This window comes from Sphingobium sp. AS12, from assembly GCF_019097845.1.
GTDB lineage: Bacteria > Pseudomonadota > Alphaproteobacteria > Sphingomonadales > Sphingomonadaceae > Sphingobium.
The window spans coordinates 38,825-60,582 of sequence record NZ_JAHRGM010000067.1 but is presented as its reverse complement, the minus strand read 5'-3'; the positions used below and the strand labels follow the sequence as shown (position 1 = coordinate 60,582).

Here is a 21,758-nt window from a genome sequence, read left to right as displayed (position 1 = left end):
CCCTAGCGCAAGCCCATCGCGCGGTCAGCCAGAAGTTTCACGTCGCCCATGTCGCGCAGGAAGGCGCTGATCGCAGCGTCGGCGGGCTGGCCTTCGCCTTCCTGTGCTGAAATCAGGATGGCGACGGCGCGCTGGTCCTGTCCCAGCAGGCGGGCCTTCATCGTTTCGATCTTGACCGTCGGTCGGCTGCCGGTCGGCACGCCCTGCCCGACGATATAGAAACTTACGACATGGCGGACCACCGGGCCGGGCGCGGTGATTTGCTCGCCGCGCGCGTTGGCTGGCGCGCGGGCGGGCGAGGACCAAACCCATTCGCTATCGGGGTCCGCTGCGCCCTGACCAAAGCCGACCAGTTCGCGGCCTTCATCCTGCCGGGCATAGGCGACCATGGTGAGATCGATGAGCTGCCCTGCGCCGTTGCGGTAATGGCCCGTGACGCGATGGTCCGCGCCATCGAAACGCGGCGTCCATGGATAGCTTTGTGCGGCGGCGGTGCGGGTCCAGCCCTTCACGACCGGCAGGTCGATTCGCGACGGCAAAGGATCGGCACTTGCGGCTGTCGCGGCCAGCCAGAGCGGCGCGGCGACGATCAGCGCGAGGGCGACCCCCGCTACCGTGCCGGTCGATGTCCGGTGCCGGACCGCGCCCTGCAACTGCGCCGGATCGAACCAGGGATCGCCGGGCTTGCGATCGAAAAAGGGCCAGGCGGTCGCCATCACGACGATCATGATGATCGCGAAAAAGACCCAGCCATAGACGACATGGTCGAAGCCGACCGCTGCATCCACGCTGGTCAGATGCGCGACGAGGATGGTGGCGAAGGCGCGCACGCCATTGGCCAGCACGGACAGGCCGAGCGCGCCGCCCATGAAAACAATGCGACGGGGCCAGGTACGGAAGCAGACATTGCACACCAGCACGCCATAGGCGGTCATGGCGATCAGGAATTTCGCGCCCGAACAGGCTTCGGCGACCTCGAAATAGCCGGTCGGCGTGGTGATGAAGATGCCCTCCATATGGGCTGGCACCCCCGACAGGTCGAGTAAGAGCATGGCGAGGCGCGCCGTTACCAGCTGGAGCGGCGGGACAATTTCCTCGCCGAAGGGGACCATGAAGAAGGCGTAGAAGAGTGGGAAGATGAGCGCACGCGCCACCGCCGGTCCCAGCAGCGCAATGGTCGCACCCTGTAGCATCACGACCAGCGCGCCGTGCCGCACCATCGCCACGCCCGCCGCAGCACCGACCAGCCAGGCCAGCGCACCCAGCGCCAGCCAGACCAGCCCAGGCGTCCAGGCAACCGGCTCCAATTGATTCAGGCCTGGCAGGCGTTGCTGCACCAGCCAGGCGATCAGCGGTGGAATGAACAGGCAATGACCAAAGGTGGAGGCGTTCCACCAGATCGAGACCATCGACCAGACATCGGCATGGAACAGTGCCAATATGGCAAAGGCGACCACGCCCAGTGCGGTCAGATGGCCGCGCCAGCCGGTCAGATCCACCAGCGGCATCCGGCCAAGAGACAGCGCGCGCACGGTCATGCTGCCTGCGATCCGGCGTCGTGCCCGAGCAGTAAATCGGGCAATCCCGCCAGCGTTGCCGACCAGCGATATCGCGCCTCCATCCGTTCGCGCGCGGCCCCGCCCAGCCGGGCAGCGCGCGCGGGATCGGCCAGCAGGGCGATGACCTTGGCGGCTTCTTCGGCAGGATTGGCGGCAACCAGAAATTCGGTGCCGTCAGTAGCGTCTATCCCTTCGGCGGCCTGCGGAGAGGCGACGACGGGGCGGGCCATCGCCATCGCCTCCAATACCTTGTTCTGGATGCCGCGCGCGATTCGTAGCGGCGCGACGACGACATCGGCCGCCGCCAGCCAGCCGCGCACATCAGGCACCCCGCCGGTGACGATCACGCCGGGCAGGTCAGCCAGCGCCTCGACCGCGTTGGCCGGATTGCGACCGACGATAGCGAAGCGGGCGTTCGGCTGGACGGTCTGGATCGCCGGCAAGGTCTGGCGCGAGAAACTCTCGACCGCCTCGACATTGGGGCGATAGTCCATTTGCCCTGTAAAGACGAGCAGCGGGCCGCTGCCCTGGTCAACTGCGGGAAAGGCGGCGGTGGGATCGAAATAATCGAGCGCCACGCCATTTTCGAGTGCGACGATACGGTCTGGCCCAAGACCGCAGGCCTTGCGGAACAGCGCGGCTTCGGCTTCGCTGACGAAGGAGCAGGCATCGGCACGGGCGGCGATGGCGCGCTCGAAATCGAGCAGCACCCGCCCCTCGCGCCGGTTGATCCAGGCCATTGGGCCGGAGCCTTCCGCGCCATAAGCGGCATATTTGGCCGAATCGAAATCGACGAAATCCATCAGGAACCGGACGTTCGGCGAGAGTTGCGGTACGAAATGCGCCATTTGCGCCGAATAGGCGACGACCGCGCGCACGGGGCGCTGCGCCAATGTCTGGGCCACCCATTGATGCAGGCCGGGATGATCGAACAGCGACACCAGCAGCGACTGGCGCTTGACAAGGCCGGTCAGACCGGCAACGACCTTCGACCGGTCGCGCCGCAACAGACACTGGCTCGCGGCGACCTGCGCCAGTTCACCCGCATAGCCCATGTCGCGATCATCATCGCCAAAGCAGCCGACATGGACCGGCGCAATTTGTGCGAGGCGCTTGAGCAGATGGTAGGAGCGGATCTTGTCGCCGCGATCGGGCGGGAACGGGATGCGATGACACAGGAATAATATGTCGCCAGTCATCCAAGCCCCCGCGCGATATGCGGGCCGATCCAGGTCGCGATCGATTCGGGCAGCTTCTTCCACAATTCCACCTTGCGCCGATATTGCGGCGAGAGCGGATTGACGTCGCGCGTTTCCTTCCCCGGCGCGGTGCGCAGATAATAGCCGAGCGGTTCGCCTTCAAAGCCCCAGGTCTTTTTCCACGCCGCGGGACCGGTGCCGACCTTCGACCGGCCAAAATCGAACGTCGTCAGACCGCGCTCGCGCGACTGGCGCATCAGCAGGAAATAGAGGACTTCGTTGGACCGCATCGCCCGCGCCCCTTCTGCCGCGCCGTGCCAGTAGGGCATACAGGCGCCGCGATGATAGAAGCTGATGACCGCCGAGAGTGGCTTGCCGTCCTTCGACACGACGGCAATGTCGGCGTCCTCGCCCAGCCGGTCAAGCATGGCGTCAAACAGCGCGCGGGGGAAAACCGGCGTGCCAAGATTATGGACGCTATGGGCATAGAGGCGATAATGAATGTCGCGCAGGCGTTTGTCGCGGCCACATTCGAAGGTCAGGTCATTGCCCAGCCCTTTGCGGATTTCGGCGCGATGGCGCTTGGGCACAGCCTTGAGTTCCGCCTCATCATCGGCGGCCAGCGGTCGGGAGAAGCCCAGATAGGCGTCAGCCTTTTCCTGCCACACCGTGCCATCGGGCGCTTCCCCGCCGCGCAGTTCCAGCGTCGAGCAGCCCAGCTTTTCCGCAAGCGTCCAGGCGGCATCGGCGAGCGCCGGGCCAGCCTTACGATGGGTGGTCAGCAGGCCGCCATCGACGGCAAAGCCGCTGCCCACCAGCGCACGACCGAACAAAGCGGAGCGGATATAGGTAAGCGGCAGCAGGCCGATAATATCGCCGCCCGCCATCCGTGCGACCAGTAGCTTGGCTTTCTGGCCAGTCCCTGCCTCCACGCCCATGATCCAGGCGGGGCGATGGAAGGGCGTCGAATCGGGATGTGCGCAGACCCAGGCGTCCAGTTCGGCGACGCAGGCGGCGTCGGTCAGGCGCGCCTCCTCGACGATGACGGCCAGTCCGCTAATCATGTTCATGGACGTCATCCCTGTTACCACCCTGCCGCCCGATCTAAACGCAGGGGCTGAACATTTCGTATCCGTTTCAACCAAGACCGCGCGAAATCAGCGGACCGATGAGATTGGCGAGCGGTAGCGGCAATTTTTTCCACAGCGCGATGCGGCGCTGATAGCGGGCGCTGCCGGGGTCGACATCGCGCCGTCCGCCGTCCGCTGACCACCCATGATAGACCAGGGGTCGGGGATCGAAGCCGAAACTTTTTTTCCACGCTGCCTGGCCGCTGCCGACCTTCGACCGGCCAAAGTCGAAATGGGTCATGCCGCGTGCGCGGCCGTGGGCCATCAGGCGATAATACATCAGTTCATTGGACCGCAGCCGCCGCGCATCGGCCAGACCACCGCCCCAATAGGGCATGACCCGCCCATTGTGGTAAAGCGTCAGGACGGCAGAAACTGGCCGCTCACCCTCGCGGATGATCAATATATCGGCATCTTCGCCGAAATGGTCCAGCACCGCGCGGAACAGGCGCGGCGAAAAAACCGGGGTGCCAAGGTTGCGGACGCTGGTGGCATATATATGGAAATGGTCGCGCAAATGGCGCGCATCGCGGCCAATCTCCACGCTCAACGCCGGGTTGGCGAGCGCCTTGCGCAGTTCGGCGCGATGCTTGCGCGGGACGGCCAGCAATTCCGCCTCATCATCGGCGGCAAGCGGACGGACGAAACCGACATGCGCGCCGTCCAGCCTCTGCCAATCGTCGCCCGGCGTCGGACCACCACGCAGTTCCAGCGACAGGCCCCCGCGCTCGCTCGCCAGCCTTTGGGCCGCCGTCGCCAGCACGGCAACGGCGCGCTGGTCGTCCGCCAATATGCCGCCATCGACGGCGAAGGCGGTGGATACTAGAGCCGCGCCGAACAGGCGGCTGCGCACATGGTGCAGGGGCAGGATGCCACTGATCCGCCCCGACGGTCCGACCGCCGCCAGCAGCAGCGCGCGATTGCCGGTCGCCTGTTCGATCGCGTGCAGCCAGGCGGGGCGATGGAAGGGCGATCCGTCGGCATGACCCAGCACGAAGGCATCGACCGCGCGCGCCTGCGCCGGGTCGGTCAGGTCCATCATGGTGACGGCCATGCCTGCGCCATTACCCAGCATCATGGCGCGAGCGCCGCCTGCGCGTCGGCCAGCGCATCCACGCGCGTCCAGGCAAAATCACTTGTCAGGCGACGCAGCTTGGCCGCCATGACCGACAGGTTGCTATAGTGCCGCACACGCGAGCGCAGCGGCGCATCGGTGCGGCGCGGCTGGTCCGGGTCGATTTCCCACGGGTGGAAATAGATGATCGCAGGCCGCCCCGCCTGCGCATTGACCTGCCGGATCGCCCACCGTGAAAAGCCATAGGGCAGCAGGCGAAAGAAGCCCCCGCCCCCGGCCGCAAGCGTGCGCTTGCCCAGCTTCGCGGTCGTCACGGGCAGTTCGACCAGATCGGACCCCGGCACCGGTTTCCACGCAAAACGCGGCGAATCGGGCCAGCCATAATGGTCGTGCCGGATCGGCGCGACGCTGGAGGAATAGCGATAGCCCTCCTCCGCCAATATGGGATGCGCCCATGGGGTGCGCGGGTCGATGGAGAAGCTGGGCGCACGATAGCCGGTGACGGCCTGTCCGCTGGCATCCTCCAGGATCGCGCGTGATTTGCGCAGGTCGGCGCGAAACTGCTCCGGCGTGAAGGTGAACACGCGCGCATGATCATAGCCATGGCTGGCGACCTCATGGCCCGCCGCGACGATGCGGCGCATCAGCGCAGGATAGCGTTCGGCCACCCAGCCCAGCGTAAAGAAGGTGCCGGTGACGCCCGCTTGCGCGAACAGGTCCAGCACCGCGTCGGTATTGCCCTCGACGCGGTGGGTCAGGCCGTCCCAGTCGGCGCGCCGGATCGTGCGCTCGAATGCGCCGACCTGAAACCAGTCCTCGACATCGACGGACAGGGCATTCTGTATCATGTTGCGCACCTTGGTCGGGCCGCCCGCCTGGGGCAAGTCCTGTGTCAGGCGGCTGCGCTGTCGCGCGGCGCGGCCATCTGTTCTTCCCGCTCGACCCAGTCGACCAGCAGAGTCAGCACCCGGCGCAGGGCCGTGTCCTGTTCCTCCGCGCGGAACTCCAGCGATTGCAGCCGTTCCTCGATCAGGGTGAAGCAATCCTTGAGCGCTTCTGGATCGACCATCGGTGCAGGGGCGAAAGGCACATGGGCCTGCACGGCCCGAAGCGAGGAGATTTCCGCCCGCAGCCCTTCAATCTCAGCCAGCATGTCGTGACGCAGCGCTTCGACCTGTGCCGCGCCAATCGTGGCGACGGGTTGCGGCATGGCCTGTTCCGGCTGAGGTTCTTCGACGGCCACCGGCTGCTCCACCGCTGGCTCGTCCTCGGCGGCCCAGATTTCAGCCGGTTCCTCCACAGCATCGAACGCCGTATAAAAGGGTTCGTCGATTTCGATGTCCGGCGATAGCTCAGCCGTCGGCACATCCTCGATCGCTGGCGCGGCAAAGGGGGCAGCGAATGGCGCTGGTGCTGCCTCTTCTGCCTCTTCCTGCTCCGCGACGGCCTCTACCCCGGCTTCCGCCACGGCTGCTTCCTCAGCCTCTTCGACCGTGTCGAGCAGCGAAGGCGCAACAGGTTGGGGGGCGACATCGACATCAAGCCCCATGTCGGCGACAACAGCCTGCACCACATCCGCGTCTATCTCGCGCAACTGGTCGATCGCGCCCATCAGCAGCACGCGGCTGACCAGCGCATTCAGACGGCGGGGCACGCCTCCGGTAGCGGCATAGAGCGCCGCGAAGGCGGCAGGCGTGAAGGTCGGGTTGCCGACCCAGCCCGCCACGGTCAGACGATGGATGATATAGGGCTCGACTTCCTTGGCCATCATCGGTTCTAGATGGTGGGTGGCGATGACGCGCTGGCGCAATTGCTCCAGTTGCGGCGATTTCAGCAGGTCGCGAAATTCCGGCTGGCCCAGCAGGAAAATCTGGAGCAGCGATTGCCCGCCCAGCTGGAAGTTGGACAGCATCCGCAATTCCTCGATCGCGGAAACAGGCAGGTTCTGCGCCTCGTCCACGATCAGCAGGGTGCGCCGTCCGGCGCGCGCCTGGGCGTGAAGGAAGGCTTCGATTTTCTGCAGCGTCGCGGCCTTGGGCAGGCCATCGGTCGCCAGGCCGAAACTCTGCGCAGCGAGACGCAGCATGTCGTCGCCCTCTACCTGGGTCGACACGATCTTGACCGCCGTCAGCCGCACCGGGTCGATAGTCTGCATCAGATGGCCGACTAAGGTCGTCTTGCCCGCGCCGATATCGCCGGTGATGACGATGAAGCCCTCCCCCTGCGCCAGACCATAGCCCAAATAGGACAAGGCCTTGCGATGGGTCGCGCTTTCAAAATAATAATGCGGGTCCGGCGTCAGCTGGAACGGGCGGCCCTGCAATCCATAATATTGATCGTACATCTAAATTCTCCAACCGACCCGTTAGAAGCTGTAGCGCAGGCCGACCTGGCCCATCGCGTTGATCACCGTGTCGATGTCATCAGCCTGCACGCCATCTACACCGACCGATGCCGATGCCGACAGGCGACGGGTCAGACTTTTGTAATAGCTGGTGAACGCGCCATAATTGAGGACGTCGGGGCGTCCGCCACTGGCGTCGAAATAATTGACGTAGGCGACCGTATCGATGCTGTTGCGATCGTTGAACATATAGGTCATCGACGCATTGCCGTACCAGTTCTCGTCCTTCGACCCGCGCACAAGGACGCTCTGACCCTGCGGCGTGATGAACTTGCGCTGCGAATAGCCGGCCCCTACGCCCCAGCCCCATTGGCCGCGCCGCAGCGAATATTGGGTCGAAACGCCCCGATAGCGGAAATTGGCATCGGTGATGCCTGCCAGCGCATCGTTGAAGCATTGTCCCCCGCCGGTGGTGGAGAAGGCGCAGCCGGTAATGTCCCCGGTGAAGGGATTGCGCGCCACATCAAAGCTGCTGCCCGACAGCGCGGCGGCGTTGGCCGTGATCAGGCGACCGAAGCTGTCGATACCGTCGAACACTATGACGGCAAAGCTGCTGTTTGCGCCCTGCCATGTGAAGCTGCCCTGATAGGTCATGCCGCCATATCGCTGGCCGACCTGCGCCTGGAGCGAGGTGCGGCGGCTGGGCCGCCACAATACGCCGGCGTCCCAGATGATGTCGTCAAATTCATAGATCAGCGCGCGCGGCGAGCTTTTGTCGGTGACATAGCGGCCGTTGCTGATGACCGGCACGCCAGCCGTATCCAGCAGGGGCGAACGCTGACTGATCTCGATCTGTTCATAGCCGATGCCGCCAATCAGCGCGACGGTGCGCGATACCGGCAGCGTGGCGTCAACCCTACCCCATTTGTCCTCGAACCGCTGGTCGAGCTGGCTTGCATCCTCGCGGTCATAGCCCGCACTGGCAGTCAGGCCGACCGGCAGCAATGTGCCGGGGGCAAAGCCGACCGATCCGGTCAGGTTATGCGTCCAGCTGTCCGCGAAGGAACCGCTGACGGGCGCGTTGGAGAGGTTGGAATCAAGGTCATCCTCGACCCGCGCATAGCCCAGCCGATAGGAGCCGTTGACAGTGATGTCGCCAATCTGTGTCGTGTAGGCCGGGCCGATATAGCCGGCATAGACCTGGCTGGTGTAGCTGTCATTGAACGTCGATGCGCCCGACAGGCCATCGGTCCGCACGCGCGACGCCATGCCGCCAGTGTGGAGCGACAGACCACGCGCGACATTGACGGTCGCGCTGGCGATGCCGCTCAGCACATCCTGATCGGGCATCTGTTTGCTCCAGCTGAAGCTGTGATTATATTGCAGGTCGATCACCGCCTCGACCCGGCGAGTCTGGACCTCGGCTGTTACTCCGGCAGTCACATTGGTGTAGGTCAGCACATCGCCATCGCCCTTGAGCGGACCCATGACTACCTGATCTACCCCGATATAGGGCGTGACATTGACGCGCCGATTCGCGCTGGTCGTCTGGGCGAATGCTGGCGCACTCGCTGCGGCCAGCGCGGCGAGCGATGCGCCGCTGATCCACTGACGGACGGTCATGACGGACTATTCCCCTTGGCATAATAGCTGCCGAAACGGCGGCCGCCGCCGTTGAAGCGGACGGCATTGAGCAGAAGCTGGACCTGTGCGCTGCCCTTGAGCATCCCGGCAGCGTCGCGCAGGGCGCTTTCCGATGTGCTGTCGGCGCGCACGACCAGCAGTGCGATCGCGACATGGCTGGCCAGCACGGCGGCGGGCGAAGCGGCCAGCAACGGCGGCGAATCAAAGATGATGATGCGTTCGGGCCGTCCCTCGGTCAGCCGCGACAGCAGTTGTTCGGTGCGGGCCGACGAAAGATATTCGGTGTCGGCATTGCTGCGCTGCCCGGCGGGCAGCACCGACAGCGACGGCAGGTCGGTGCGGATGACGCAATCTTCGATCGCGATCGTCGGATCCGCAAGCGCGTCCATCAGGCCGGGACCACCATCCAGCCCCAAAGTTTCGGGGATGCCGGGCTTGCCGAAATCGGCGTCCACCAGCAGGATTTCGCGATCCTTTTCCGCCGCCAGGCTGAGCGCCAGATTGACCGCGCAGAAGGTCTTGCCTTCGCCGCTATGGGCGGAGCAGATGAGGATGCGATTGCCGCGTTCCTGCCCCTGCAACTGGGCAAGCAGGTCGCGCTTGAGCAACCGGAACTCCTCGCTCATCGCCGTGACTGCGCCGTCGGGGCGCAGGAAACCGGCCTCCTCAAGCTTGATACGATCGATTGGCTGGACTGGCCCCGTCCAGGGCAAAGCGCGAAAAGCCGACGGTGAAGCCGACACAGGGTCAGCGGCAACCGGCGCGGGTGGCAGGTCGGCGGGGATATCGACGGCGGGGACGGCACGACCGCGCAGGGCGGCAGAGAAATCATAGATTTCCGTTGCCCGCTCGATCAGCGATCCGCCCTTGATGGAGCTATGCTGGTTCATGGTGACTGGCTCCTTCACGCCATACCGCGCTGGACGAATTCGACGACGATCAGCAGCAGACAGACGGCGGCCAAGCCCCCGCTGGCACCGGCAAACCATTTCATCCGCTGCTTATCGATGGCGACCTGCGCCGCACTGATCGTCTGGCTGATGGAGCCTGCGACCGGCAGGCCGATCGCCCGTTCCAGCCGCGCAGCAGTGGGGAATGTCCCCTTGAGCTGACCCATCGCAAAGGCGACACCGACACCTGCGCCAATCCCCAGGATCAGAACGCCCAGCAACAGCAGCGGCCGGTTGGGGGCGGCAGGTGCAGTCGGCACGCTGGGCGGGTTGATGACGCGGAACTGGACGGAGCCGGTCTCGGTCTTGACCTCGCCACGCAGACGGATTTCCTCGCGATCGGCGAGCAGCTTGTCATATTGGGTTTTCAGAACCTCATAATCGCGGTCGAGCTTTTCCTGCTCCGACGCGACGCCGGGTTCATTGACCTGCTTGGCCATCATCGTGTTGAGATCGGCCTGCAACTGCGCCTTGCGCGTGCCGAGCGCCTGCACCGTGGCGGCGCGTTCGGCCTGCATCGAACGGATCGACAGATAAGCAGGGTTGGGCGTGCTGCCGCCACCACCGTTCGCGCCGCCCCCTGCCTTACGCAGGGCGTCGACCTCACGCTGGGCTGCGATCACGTCAGGGTGATTGGCGGTCCAGCCGCGTGCGCGCATCCCGGCCAGATTGGCCTGCGCCTGACCCAGTGCCGAAGGCCCGCCCGATGGGCCGACGCCCGGCAGGCTTTGCGGCGTGCCCGCCAACTGGCCGTTCATCGCGCTCAGCGCGCTCTGTGCCTGAACCAGTTGCGAATCGATCGTGTTGATTTCCTGCCGCGCGGCATCCATCCGCTGGCTGATCGAACCGGCACCGGGCAACAGCCCGACATAGCGCTGCGCAAATTCGACGCGGCGCTGGTCGGCGGCCTCCAACTGCTTGCCCCGTGCCGCAATCTGCTGGTCGAGGAAGGCGAGGCTCTGCTTGGTTTCGTTGCGGTCGCCGGAAAGATTTTCCTCCTGGAAAATGTCGATCAGCTTCTGCACGATCTGCTGCGAAATCCGCGCATTCGCACCGTCCGACAGGCTGCTGTCGGCGGACGCCGCCGTGATGTCGATCATGCTGGGGTCAGCCTGCGCCATGACGGTGATATTTTCGCGCAGGGTCGTGATCTTCGCGGCGATGTCGCGCTGGCTGGACACGGTCTGGGACAGGTCGGTGTTGCGCACGACCTTTTCCAGATTTTCAGTGCTGGCCAGCGTGCTGCGCACCCGGTCGAGATCCTGCTGCGACTGGACCTGGGTGATGCCCACCTTGTCCTCCAGCAGCGACTGGGTGTTCACATAGACCCGCGCCTTGGACTGATAGCTGTTGGGGATGAGCGCCACGCCCAGCCAGCCCAACATGCATACGCCCCAGGCCACGCCCAGCGCGACCCAGCGTCGGCTCCAGACACCGTGGAGCAGCAGCAGCAATTCGTCGTAGAGACCGGCCATGATCAGAACATGCTTTCGGGGATGATGATGACGTCGCCGGGGGCGAGCATGACGTTCGCCTTCGTGTCGCCCTTTTTGAGCAGGTCGTTGAGGCGGACCTTATATTCCTGCTGCTTGCCGCTATTCTTGTTGAACCGGACCAGCCGCGCGCGGTTGCCCGCTGCAAATTCGGACAGCCCACCGACCGAGATCATCGCGTCGAGCAACGTCATGTTCGCGCGGTAGGGGATCGAGGCGGGCTTTTCGGTCGCGCCGACGATCCGCACCTGCTGGCTGAACGTGCCGCTGAAATTGTTGACGATCACAGAAACCAGCGGATTTTCAATATATTGGGTCAGCGCCAGCTTGATGTCGTCCGCCAGCATTTTGGGCGTCTTGCCCACGGCTGGCATGTCGGTGATCAGCGGCGTGGTGATGCGGCCATCGGGGCGCACCTGCACCTTTGCCCCCAATTCAGGATTGCGCCACACGAAGATGGTGAGGTCGTCCAATGGGCCGATAATATATTCCTCGCCCGGCCCTTCGCGCGTCGAAACGAAGGAGGCTGGCGGCAATTGCGGTCCGCTGGCGCCACCCGAAGCGCAGCCAGACAGGACGAGCGCGGGCAGCGATGCACCGATCAGCAGCCTGGAAACCGACACGAAACGCATAATCTCACCTCTTTGTGCGGCCATGCGCGACCAGCCGCCAAAGAGGGCAAGGCGGGCCGGTCAGCACAGGGCTTCCGACCTCTTCTTGCCGGGAAAGGGTAAAGATACCGTTAGGAGTTAAGTCACCAACAACTCATCCAAGTAAAACTTCGCGAGGACTTGGATGACCAAGAAATGCAGCGGGGCTGGCCGATGCGCCATAGGCTCCGGCAAGGAAAATGGCGATCAGGTCGCCTTCCTGCACCGGCGGCAGTGCAATCTTGTCACCCAGCCGGTCGATGGGCGTGCAGAGGCACCCCACCACCGTGACCGGATCGGCGGCAGGCGCTGCGCCAAAATGGTTGGCGAGTGCGATCGGATAGTTGCGGCGCACCACCGTGCCGAAATTGCCGCTGGCCGCCAGTTGATGATGCAGCCCGCCATCGACGACGACGAATGTTTCGCCCTGGCTGACCTTCACGTCAATAACGCGAGTCAGATAGACTCCCGCCTCCCCGACCAGCCAGCGGCCCAGTTCGATCGCAAAGGCGCTGCCCGTAAGAATATCAGGCAGCGATTCGAACGCGGTGTCGAGCGCAACGCCGATCGGGCGGATGTCGAGCGGCACATCGCCGGGGAAATAGGCAAGGCCAAATCCGCCGCCCAGATTGACCAGCGGCGGAGTAACGCCAACCGCGTCGGACAGGCGGGCGGCGAGCGCGATCGTCGCCGCCTGCGTCTCGATGATCGCCATTGCGTCCAGATTCTGGCTGCCCGCAAATATGTGCCAGCCGCGCCAGTCCGCGCCGCCATCTATCATCGCCCTCGCCAGCGCGGCGGCATGGTCGGCATCGACGCCAAAGGGCTTGGCACCGCCGCCCATCCGCATACCGGAGCCTTTCAGATCAAAGTCCGGGTTCACCCGCACCGCGACGCGCGGGATCTTGCCGATCCGCTGACCAATGGCGAGCGAGCGCCGCCCCTCCCCTTCGGATTCGAGGTTGAGCGTCACCCCGGCAAAGATCGCCGCTTCCAGTTCGTCATTGCGCTTGCCCGGCCCGGCAAAGCTGATCCGCGCCGGGTCCATGCCCGCCGCCAGTGCCATCTCCAGCTCACCGCCCGACGCAATGTCGAAGCCGTCCACTTGCCCCGCCATCGCTGTCAGCAGCGGCGCATAAGGGTTCGCCTTGATCGCATAATGGAGATGGAGCGCTGCGGGCATCGCCTCGCGGAAGCGGCGGATCTGCGCTGCGACAATGTCCATGTCATAGGCAAAGAGCGGCGTGTCGCCTGCCTCGTCCACCAGACTGGCCGCGCCATAGCCGCCGACCAGCAACATCCCCTCTTCCGCCGCAAACCAGGGCGGGATCGGTCCCATCGGTTTCAAATGCAATACTCCCGCGCCAGTGCGACTCGATCAGTCTTGCCGTTGGGATTGCGGGGAAAAGCGGCCAGCACAAGGATTTCGCGCGGCTGCATGAAATTGGGCAGTTCGGCCTTGAGGTGCGCGGCGACCGCTGGGGCAACGTCCGGGTCCGCGGAGCGCAGTAGCAATTTGACCGCCTGTCCCAGCCTTTCATCCTTCACCCCCAGTGCCACCGCTTCGGCGACTCCCGGCACGGCGACGGCTGCCTCCTCTATCTCGGTCGGGCTGATGCGGTTGCCCGCCGACTTGATCATCGCATCGTCGCGGCCAACGAAATAGAGCAGACCTTCAGCGTCGCGCCGTACCGTATCGCCAGACCAGACCGCCATGCCGCCATAGCGGGACGCAGGCGGCGCGGGTTTGAAGCGTTCGGCGGTGCGGGCGGCATCGCGCCAATAGCCCTGCGCCACCAGCGGCCCGCAATGGACCAGTTCGCCCGGCTCGTCATCGTCGGTGATGCTGCCATCGGGACGGACCACGAGTATTTCAGCGAAGGGAATCGCCGACCCCATCGAGTCGGGGTGAGTATCGACGAGCGTGGGCGGCAAATAGGTGGAGCGGAAGGCTTCGGTCAGGCCATACATGGGATAGAGGTCCGCCTGCGGAAACAGGGCGCGCAGCTTTGCAACCAGCGGCCGGGTGAGTGCGCCGCCGCTGTTGGTCAGGCGCTTGAGCTTGGCCGCGACCTCCGGCGGCCAGTCCAGTTCAGTGATTTGCACCCAGAGTGGCGGGACGCCTGCCAGTGTCGTGATGTCGCGCCGGTCGACCAGCTTCATGACGTCACGCGGTGTCAGATAGTCGAGCGGATAGACGCAGCCGCCCGAAACCCAAGTTGAAAACAGCTGATTCTGGCCATAATCGAAGCTGAACGGCAGGACGCAGGCGGTGCGGTCCTGCCGCGTGAGGCCTAGATAATCTGCCACCGCGACCGCGCCGAGCCAGAGATTGGCGTGGCTGAGCATTACCCCCTTGGGCCGTCCGGTCGATCCGCTGGTGTAGAGGATGGCGGCGAGATCGTCCGGGCCTGCCGTTGATGGCCCCAGCGCGGTGCCGCCGCTCATGGCGCAGGCGGCGTCATCCTCTCGGTGCAACTGACAGCCTTCTGGCACTTCGCCCGGCGCCAAGGTGGCGAGTCGCGCGGTCGTGCCGATCAGCAGCGCCGCCCCGCTGTCCGCCAATATATGCGCCACCTGTGCGTGCTTGAGCAGTGGGTTGACCGGCACATGGACCAGACCCGCGCGTGGCGCGGCCAGCGGCATCAGCGCGGCAACCGGCCCCTTGGCAATCCAGCTTGCGACCCGCGCACCCGGCTCCAGCCCGAAACCCGCCAGCCAGCCTGCCAGCCGCCCCAGCGTCTCCTCCAGCTCGGCGAAATTATAGCTGCCCGACCGCCCGTCCAGCGCAGCCCGCGCCGGATCGCCCCGCAACAGCAGGTGATCGATCGGCAGGATCGCGGCAGTCGGTTCAGCTTGTGGCACGCTTAACTCCATTTCCAGACTTTGGCCCTAAGCCCTGTCCAGACGAATGCGGAGATAGTCGGTTGCCGACGACAAGGGAATATCACAGCCTCGCGGATGTGCGGGACGCGCTGCATGGCCGTCTCGACCGCGAAGCCGTGCCTTGCCTGTTCGGGCGGTATGACTGGTTCGATTTTCTGCACCGCCATTGCTTTGCCGATGTCCCGGTGCGGGTGGTTGTGGCGGAAGAGGATGGCGCGCAGGCGTGGCTGTTCCTGCTTGGCCACGACAGTCGCCGGGTGTCGGCGCTGGCCAACTGGTATAGTTTTGACTGGTCGCCGCAATTTACGGGTGATCCCGATGAGGGGCAGCGGACGCTGTTACTCGAAGCGCTGAGCGGTCACCTGTTGCGCACCACCAGCCAGATTGATCTCTATCCGGTCGAAGCAAGCGCCGAGATGCTCGCCAGCCTGCGCAGGACCGGATGGTTTGCGCTGTCGCGGCCAATGGGCGGGCGGCATATTTTGCGGGTCAATGGACGCGATTTCGCGACCTACTGGGCCAGCCGTCCCGGCCGGTTGCGCACATTGGTCAAGCGCCGGGCGCGGGGCAGCCGCTATGACCTGTCGATCAGCGATCACCTGACTGACGATCTGTGGCGCGATTATGTCGATGTGCATGGGCGCAGCTGGAAGCAACCGGAGCCGGGCCTCGATTTCCTGCGGGCGCTTGCCGAACAGGAGAGTGAGGCAGGACGCTTGCGGTTGGGCTTTGCGCGGGACGGGGAGCGCGCGGTCGCCACCCAATTATGGACTGTGGAGAATGGCGTGGCCCTAATCCACAAACTCTCCCATGATCGCGCGCATGACGCCGGATCGCCCGGCACGTTGCTCAGCCATGCGATGTTTGCGCAGGCGATCGACGGCGATCGAGTCGCGATGATCGACTATGGCACCGGCGACAATCCCTATAAGAGTGACTGGATGGAGGAGCGAGTGCCGCTCCACCGCATCGACGCCTTCAACCCGCGCCACGCCTCCAACTGGCTGCCAGCGGCCCGCACGGCCATTTCCGCGCTTGTCGGATAGGCCGGGACTGACTAGGACGTCGCCCACCATGCGGGCGCATAATTCTCAGCCGGTCGACCGGACCGATGACATCGAGCTTTTGACGCGGGCGCTGTTGCGCGACGTGCTGGGCCTTTCGCAGGATCAGGTCGACGGTTTCGACGCCGACACGCCCTTGTTCGGGGCGCTGCCGGAGCTGGACTCCATGGCCGTCGCGGGACTGCTGACCGAGATGGAAGATCGCTTCGACATATTGATCGAGGACGACGATATTGACGGCGACACGTTCGAGACGTTCGGGTCGCTGGTGGCATTTGCGCGGGGCAAGGTGGCGCAATAATATCCGTTCGCCCTGAGCGAAGTCGAAGGGTCCGCCTGAACGTAGTGAAGGCACTTCGCTCCGCTCAGTGGAAGGCTTCGACTTCGCTCAGCCCGAACGGCAAGTAGTCACGCCTCGACCATCGCCTCAAAATCGGCTTCGGCCAGGAATTTTTCTACGTCCAGCGCCGCCATGCAGCCCATGCCTGCCGCAGTTACCGCTTGCCGATAGATTTTGTCGGTGACGTCGCCTGCCGCAAATACGCCGGGGATGGACGTGCGGGTGGTGCCTTTTTCGACCAGCAGATAGCCCTCGTCCATCGGCAGCTTGCTGGTAAACAGTTCGGTCGCGGGGTGGTGGCCGATCGCGACGAATCCGCCATCGGTCGGCTCGTGCGACCTTTCGCCGGTCACGGTATCGATCAGGTCCACGCCGACCAGCCCTTCGGGTGTTCCGCCGCCGACGAATTTATCGACCGCCTTGTTCCACAGCACCTTGATGTTCGGATGGGCGTGGAGCCGTTCCTGCAAAATCTTTTCGGCGCGCAGCGTATCGCGGCGGTGGATCAGCGTAACGTCATGGCTGTGGTTGGTGAGGTAGAGCGCTTCCTCAACCGCGGTATTGCCGCCGCCGATGACCACCACCTTCTTGCCGCGATAGAAGAAGCCGTCGCAGGTGGCGCAGGCGCTGACGCCCTTGCCCTGCAAATGCTCCTCACCCTCGACGCCCAGCCATTTCGCCTGCGCGCCGGTGCAGATGACCAACGTGTCGGCGACATAGACCACGCCACCGTCGCCGGTCAGGCGGAACGGGCGCTGCGACAGGTCCACGTCAACGATCTGGTCATACATCATCTGCGCGCCGACATGCTCGGCCTGCGCCTGCATCTGCTCCATCAGCCACGGCCCCTGGATCACGTCCTTGAAGCCGGGGTAATTTTCGACGTCGGTGGTGATGGTCAGCTGCCCGCCCGGCTGCATCCCCTGCACCACGATCGGCGCCAGACCCGCTCGCGCGCCATAAATGGCGGCGGACAGGCCAGCCGGGCCGGAACCGAGGATCAACATGCGGGTCGAATGGGTGGCGGTCATATCAGGCTTTCAGCTGCGATTCGTGTTGATGGGAGAGATAGGCCGTGACGGCGCGCAGGCAAGCGAAGGATTTGCTTGGGGCGTGGGAAGCAGGGATGTAGGTAGCACGCCGGATGATCCATCTGCGGCCAGAAATCGGAGAAAATCCTGCTTTGAAACGGGCTTCGCCGATGCCCCGCCCGCCTCAATCCAATACGTTGGGCAGATCCTCGAACCCTTTGCGAAGCGCCGCGCTCCAGCTTTGGGAGATCATCGCGAATTCCTCATTGTCAGCCTCGATCCGGGTGCGGACGCGGAAGTCGAACCTGTCGGTGGGGATGACGGTCAGGTCGAGCGGCATCCCGACCGAGAGATTGGAGCGCAGGGTCGAGTCCATCGACACCAGCACCGCCTTGGTCGCGTCCTCCAGCGTGGTTTCGCGCTTGATGATGCGGTCCAGGATCGGCTTGCCATATTTATGCTCGCCAATCTGAAAGAAGGGCGTGTCCTCGGTCGCTTCGATGAAATTGCCTGCGCTATAGACCAGATAGAGGCGCGGTTTGCCACCGCGGCGCTGGCCCGCGATCATGATCGAGGCGCTGGCGCCGGAGCCGCCCATTTCGATGCTTTCGCGATATCGCGTCTGCATCGCGCGCATCGCGTCGCCGACGATCTGCGCAACGCGGTGCATGGTGCTGCAATTGAGGATGGTTTCGACGTCGGGGTCGAGCTTGGCGTCCTTGATCGCCTTGCTGAGCGTGGCCTTCACCCCCTGGGTGATGGACAGGTTGCCCGAACAGAGCAGGGTGATCGCCCGTTCGCCTTCGACCAGATAGGTGAAGCTCTTACGAAAACGGGCGATATTGTCCATGCCCGCATTGGTGCGGGTGTCGGACAGCATGACCAGTCCCTGGTCAACCCGCACCGCCACACAATAGGTCATTCGTCCCCGGCCCCCGAAAGCTTTTTCAATGCTGCGCGTCGGACGGCGGGATAGACTGCTGCTGTTGCCGCTGCAACTGCCGTTCCTCGACGCCGTCATCCGCCTGCGCGATACGGACGTCCGCGTCAATCGAGATATCGCCCGCAACCGTTATCGTCCCCCGGATCGGCGCAGCCTCGTCTGCGTCCAGCCCGCTGGCGACCCGCAGATAGCGTTCGGTCACGCAGACGCGGTTGGAGGGATCAAAGCCGACCCAGCCCAGTTCCGGCACCAGTGCTTCGGCCCAGCCATGGGTTTCGTGCAATTCGCTACCGTCGCCCGCGAGCAGATAGCCCGACACATAGCGCGCCGGTATGCCGAGCGATCGCGCTCCGGCGATGAAGATCTGGGCGTGATCCTGGCACACCCCTGCCCCCAGCGTGAAGGCCTGCGCGGCGGTGGTGGCGGAGGTGGTGACGCCCGCGCGATAGCTAACGGCGTCCGTGACGGCGGCGGACAGCGCATGGAGGCGCGCCAGCGGACCATCGCCTTCGGGCGTGGCGCGCGCCATCGCGGCGATGCCATCAGACGCGCAGGTGAGCGCGGTTTCGCGCAGATAGTATAGTGGATTGACCCGGCTGACCGGAGCGCCGACCACACCATGAGTCTCGCGGGTTTCGACCAGCCCTTCGGCCACGATGACGGCATGATCATGTCGGTCTCGCCTGATCCAGATCGTCTCCATCTCGCCATAGCTGTTGGGGCGAAAATCGGTCAGCACATCGCCGTTCACGCTGACCTGCCAGTCCAGCACGGTCTGCGCCGGGGTATCGACCGGCATCAGCTTCAGCCGCATCGCCACGCGTCCGGCCGATGCGTCATAGCGATAGACGGTCTGGTGGCGGACAAGCAATTTCATGAAAGGCCCCCCTTCCCCCTTCTAGCCGAAATGATAGGCCTGGGCGATTTCCATGCCCAGTTGATTGGTCATTTGCAGCCCGTGCTGCACCGTTTCATGCAGGCCGAAGCGGAAGATTTCCCCACTGTCGAGCTGTTCGAGCGCGCTCACCATCTGCTGCACCGTCTCATGGCAGGGATTGCGCGTGCCGTGCCACCCTTCCAGCCGGTGCAGGCGATAGGCCAGCTGGTCGTAGCAATAGGCCACGCTGCGCGGAAACATGCGGTTGAGCATCAGGAAATCGGTGATCTGCCAGGGGGTGTAGGTGCCGCCATAGACATGATGATAGGCGCGGCTGCCAGACAGAGCGTGCAGCACCGACGTCCATTGATAATGGTCCCGATTGCCGCCTATCACTTCGGTTTCGGGCAGCAGGACATAATATTTGACGTCCAGCAGCCGCAGCGTCATCTGCGCCCGCTCCAGTGCGGAGCCGCAGCGCAGGAAATCATGGCCTTCATTGCGCAGCTGGCCCGAATGGGTGGCACCGCGGAAGGTCATCACTCGCGTCTTGACCCAGTCGATCAGGGCCGGCAGCTGTTGCCGCGCTTCGCCGACATCATAGCTGTCCAGCTTGCGCCAGCCATCGTTCAGCGCTTCCCACATATCCTGCGTCAGCATGGTGCGCGCCGATTTGGCGTTGGACCGGGCCTTCAGGAGGCAGGATCGGATCGAGCTGGGATTGTCGAGGTCCAGCATCAGGAAGGACACGACATCACTTTCGGTCACCTGCACCCCTTCGGGGAACTGGTGGCCGCTGCCGGTGGCGCGCACGACGGAGCGCCATTCGTCGCGATGATGCGCGCCGGGCAAGATGGCCATCCGCTGCCCCATGGTCAGCAGCCGCGCGGTAGCCTCGGCCCGCTCCATATAGCGCGCCATCCAGTAGAGATTTTCGGCGGTCCGGCTCAGCATGTGGGATACCCCCTTCCCCGTTCGCCCTGAGCCTGTCGAAGGGCTGTTCTTTCTTGAAGAGAAGTGCAGGGCTTCGACAAGCTCAGCCCGAACGGATGTGTGTGTGTGTGACGAGCCATCATCAATCCTGCATGACCCATGTGTCCTTTACCCCGCCGCCCTGGCTGGAATTGACCACCAGCGACCCTTCGGTCAGCGCGACGCGGGTGAGGCCGCCTGGCACCAGCCGCAACTGCTTGCCGACCAGGCAGTAAGGGCGGAAGTCCGCGTGGCGGCCAACGACGCTGGCGGGGCCAAGCGTGGGGACGGTGGACAGGTCCAGCGTCGGCTGGGCGATGAATTTGCCGGGATCAGCGCGGATGCGGGCAGCATAGGCTTCCACTTCGTCCTTCGACGATTTCGGCCCGATCAACATGCCATAGCCGCCCGATCCATGGACTTCCTTGGCGACCAGATCGTGCAGATTTTCCAGCACATAAGCGCATTCGTCGGGCTTGCCGCATTGCCAGGTCTGGATATTGTCGAGGATCGGCGCTTCGCCCAGATAGAAGCGGATCATTTCCGGCACATAGATATAGACCGCCTTGTCGTCGGCGATACCCGAACCGGGGGCCGAGGCCAGCGTGACACCGCCGCTGCGATAGACGTTGAAGATACCCGGCACGCCCAGCAGACTGTCGGGGCGGAACACCAACGGGTCGAGATATTCATCGTCGATGCGACGATAGATGACGTCGACCACCTTTGGTCCCAGCGTGGTTTTCATCCACACCCGGCCTTCATCGACGAACAGGTCCGCCGGTTCGACCAGCTCGACGCCCATCAGGTCGGCGAGGAAACTATGCTCGTAATAAGCGCTGTTGAGCGAGCCGGGGGTCAGTACGACGACGACGGGATCGCCCTTGCACGCGGGCGGGGCGACCTCCTTGAGGCTTTTCAGTAGTTCGGCGGGATAGTCATCGACTGGGGCGACGATCCCCTGCGCGAACAATTCGGGGAACATGCGCGTCATGATGTCGCGATTTTCGAGCATGTAGGACACGCCCGACGGGGTGCGGCAATTATCTTCCAGCACTTCAAAACTACCCGGCCCGGTGCGGACGATGTCGATGCCCACGATATGGCTATAGACTTTGCCCGGTGGCGAAAAGTCGGCCATTTCCGCCAGATAGGCGCTATTCTGGTAGATGATGTCGGCGGGCATGATGCCGGCCTTCACGATCTCGCCGCGATGATAGACGTCGTGCAGGAAGGCGTTGAGCGCACGGGCGCGCTGGCGGATGCCCTTGTCCAGCACGCGCCATTCCTGCGCAGTGAAGATGCGCGGCAGCAGGTCGAAGGGGATCAGCCGTTCGGGGTCGCCCCCCTCGCCATAGACGGCAAAGGTGATGCCGATGCGGCGGAAAATCGCCTCTGCCTCGTCCAGTCGACGGTTAAGCCCGGAAATGCCCGTTCGCTCCACCCATTTCTGCACTTCAGCGTAGCAGGGGCGTATCGAACCATCAGGCTCAAACATTTCATGGAAGGGCAAGTTGTCGATCCTCCCTCAGCCATCATGGCCGGTTGTGCGTTGCAACATTAGGACTTGGCCCTAAAAAGATTGCAACAGAAAAATCGTG

General features: G+C 64.1%; 19 protein-coding genes. 2 read left to right on the top strand and 17 right to left on the bottom strand.

Going from position 1 to position 21,758, the window contains the following annotated elements:
* Positions 1–2: 2 nt before the first annotated feature.
* From xrtA to KRZ98_RS20065, 12 genes are all read right to left on the bottom strand, one after another.
* Complete coding sequence (gene xrtA / locus KRZ98_RS20120; RefSeq protein ID WP_217675028.1) at positions 3–1,538, bottom strand: exosortase A; 1,536 nt, start codon at positions 1,536–1,538, stop codon at positions 3–5.
* Positions 1,535–2,758, bottom strand: a complete 1,224-nt coding sequence (locus KRZ98_RS20115) for a TIGR03087 family PEP-CTERM/XrtA system glycosyltransferase (protein ID WP_217675027.1) — start codon at positions 2,756–2,758, stop codon at positions 1,535–1,537. The genes xrtA and KRZ98_RS20115 overlap by 4 nt, the downstream gene beginning before the upstream one ends.
* On the bottom strand, positions 2,755–3,828 hold the full coding sequence (locus tag KRZ98_RS20110; protein WP_217675026.1) for a FemAB family XrtA/PEP-CTERM system-associated protein: 1,074 nt from the start codon (positions 3,826–3,828) through the stop codon (positions 2,755–2,757). Before KRZ98_RS20110 ends, KRZ98_RS20115 begins: the two co-directional genes overlap by 4 nt.
* A 67-nt stretch (positions 3,829–3,895) precedes the next feature.
* The gene (locus tag KRZ98_RS20105) at positions 3,896–4,966 is read right to left on the bottom strand and encodes a FemAB family XrtA/PEP-CTERM system-associated protein (RefSeq protein WP_217675025.1); all 1,071 of its coding nucleotides are present in this window, start codon (positions 4,964–4,966) and stop codon (positions 3,896–3,898) included.
* On the bottom strand, positions 4,963–5,811 hold the full coding sequence (locus tag KRZ98_RS20100) for an XrtA system polysaccharide deacetylase (RefSeq protein ID WP_217675024.1): 849 nt from the start codon (positions 5,809–5,811) through the stop codon (positions 4,963–4,965). The genes KRZ98_RS20105 and KRZ98_RS20100 overlap by 4 nt, the downstream gene beginning before the upstream one ends.
* Positions 5,812–5,855: 44 nt before the next feature.
* The gene (locus tag KRZ98_RS20095; protein WP_217675023.1) at positions 5,856–7,307 is read right to left on the bottom strand and encodes an XrtA/PEP-CTERM system-associated ATPase; all 1,452 of its coding nucleotides are present in this window, start codon (positions 7,305–7,307) and stop codon (positions 5,856–5,858) included.
* Positions 7,308–7,328: 21 nt separating this feature from the next.
* Complete coding sequence (locus tag KRZ98_RS20090) at positions 7,329–8,930, bottom strand: hypothetical protein (RefSeq protein WP_217675022.1); 1,602 nt, start codon at positions 8,928–8,930, stop codon at positions 7,329–7,331.
* Positions 8,927–9,841, bottom strand: a complete 915-nt coding sequence (locus KRZ98_RS20085) for an AAA family ATPase (protein WP_217675021.1) — start codon at positions 9,839–9,841, stop codon at positions 8,927–8,929. Before KRZ98_RS20085 ends, KRZ98_RS20090 begins: the two co-directional genes overlap by 4 nt.
* A 14-nt stretch (positions 9,842–9,855) precedes the next feature.
* On the bottom strand, positions 9,856–11,376 hold the full coding sequence (locus KRZ98_RS20080; protein ID WP_217675020.1) for an XrtA system polysaccharide chain length determinant: 1,521 nt from the start codon (positions 11,374–11,376) through the stop codon (positions 9,856–9,858).
* Positions 11,377–11,378: 2 nt separating this feature from the next.
* Complete coding sequence (locus KRZ98_RS20075) at positions 11,379–12,026, bottom strand: XrtA/PEP-CTERM system exopolysaccharide export protein (RefSeq protein ID WP_217675178.1); 648 nt, start codon at positions 12,024–12,026, stop codon at positions 11,379–11,381.
* 133 nt (positions 12,027–12,159) lie between these two features.
* Complete coding sequence (locus KRZ98_RS20070; protein ID WP_217675177.1) at positions 12,160–13,392, bottom strand: pyridoxal-dependent decarboxylase, exosortase A system-associated; 1,233 nt, start codon at positions 13,390–13,392, stop codon at positions 12,160–12,162.
* On the bottom strand, positions 13,389–14,921 hold the full coding sequence (locus tag KRZ98_RS20065; RefSeq protein WP_217675019.1) for an acyl-CoA ligase (AMP-forming), exosortase A system-associated: 1,533 nt from the start codon (positions 14,919–14,921) through the stop codon (positions 13,389–13,391). The genes KRZ98_RS20070 and KRZ98_RS20065 overlap by 4 nt, the downstream gene beginning before the upstream one ends.
* A gap of 50 nt (positions 14,922–14,971) precedes the next feature.
* Between KRZ98_RS20065 and KRZ98_RS20060 the strand changes: the two genes are divergently transcribed.
* Together KRZ98_RS20060 and KRZ98_RS20055 are read left to right on the top strand one after the other, a co-directional pair.
* Complete coding sequence (locus KRZ98_RS20060) at positions 14,972–15,976, top strand: GNAT family N-acetyltransferase (RefSeq protein WP_217675018.1); 1,005 nt, start codon at positions 14,972–14,974, stop codon at positions 15,974–15,976.
* 28 nt (positions 15,977–16,004) lie between these two features.
* Positions 16,005–16,295: a phosphopantetheine-binding protein gene (locus tag KRZ98_RS20055; protein WP_119743962.1), complete on the top strand. Its 291-nt coding sequence runs from the start codon at positions 16,005–16,007 to the stop codon at positions 16,293–16,295.
* A gap of 107 nt (positions 16,296–16,402) precedes the next feature.
* On the opposite strand, the gene trxB is transcribed toward KRZ98_RS20055, so the two are convergent.
* The 5 genes from trxB to KRZ98_RS20030 all read right to left on the bottom strand — a co-directional run bounded on the left by trxB (position 16,403) and on the right by KRZ98_RS20030 (position 21,670).
* Positions 16,403–17,365: a thioredoxin-disulfide reductase gene (gene trxB, locus KRZ98_RS20050; protein ID WP_217675017.1), complete on the bottom strand. Its 963-nt coding sequence runs from the start codon at positions 17,363–17,365 to the stop codon at positions 16,403–16,405.
* A 184-nt stretch (positions 17,366–17,549) separates the two neighbouring features.
* Complete coding sequence (locus tag KRZ98_RS20045) at positions 17,550–18,287, bottom strand: peptidase (protein WP_217675016.1); 738 nt, start codon at positions 18,285–18,287, stop codon at positions 17,550–17,552.
* 25 nt (positions 18,288–18,312) lie between these two features.
* Positions 18,313–19,185, bottom strand: coding sequence for a transglutaminase family protein (locus KRZ98_RS20040; RefSeq protein ID WP_217675015.1), 873 nt, complete (start codon positions 19,183–19,185; stop codon positions 18,313–18,315).
* Positions 19,186–19,206: 21 nt separating this feature from the next.
* Positions 19,207–20,139, bottom strand: coding sequence for an alpha-E domain-containing protein (locus KRZ98_RS20035; protein ID WP_217675014.1), 933 nt, complete (start codon positions 20,137–20,139; stop codon positions 19,207–19,209).
* 121 nt (positions 20,140–20,260) lie between these two features.
* Complete coding sequence (locus KRZ98_RS20030; RefSeq protein ID WP_217675013.1) at positions 20,261–21,670, bottom strand: circularly permuted type 2 ATP-grasp protein; 1,410 nt, start codon at positions 21,668–21,670, stop codon at positions 20,261–20,263.
* Between the last annotated feature and the right edge of the window lie 88 nt (positions 21,671–21,758).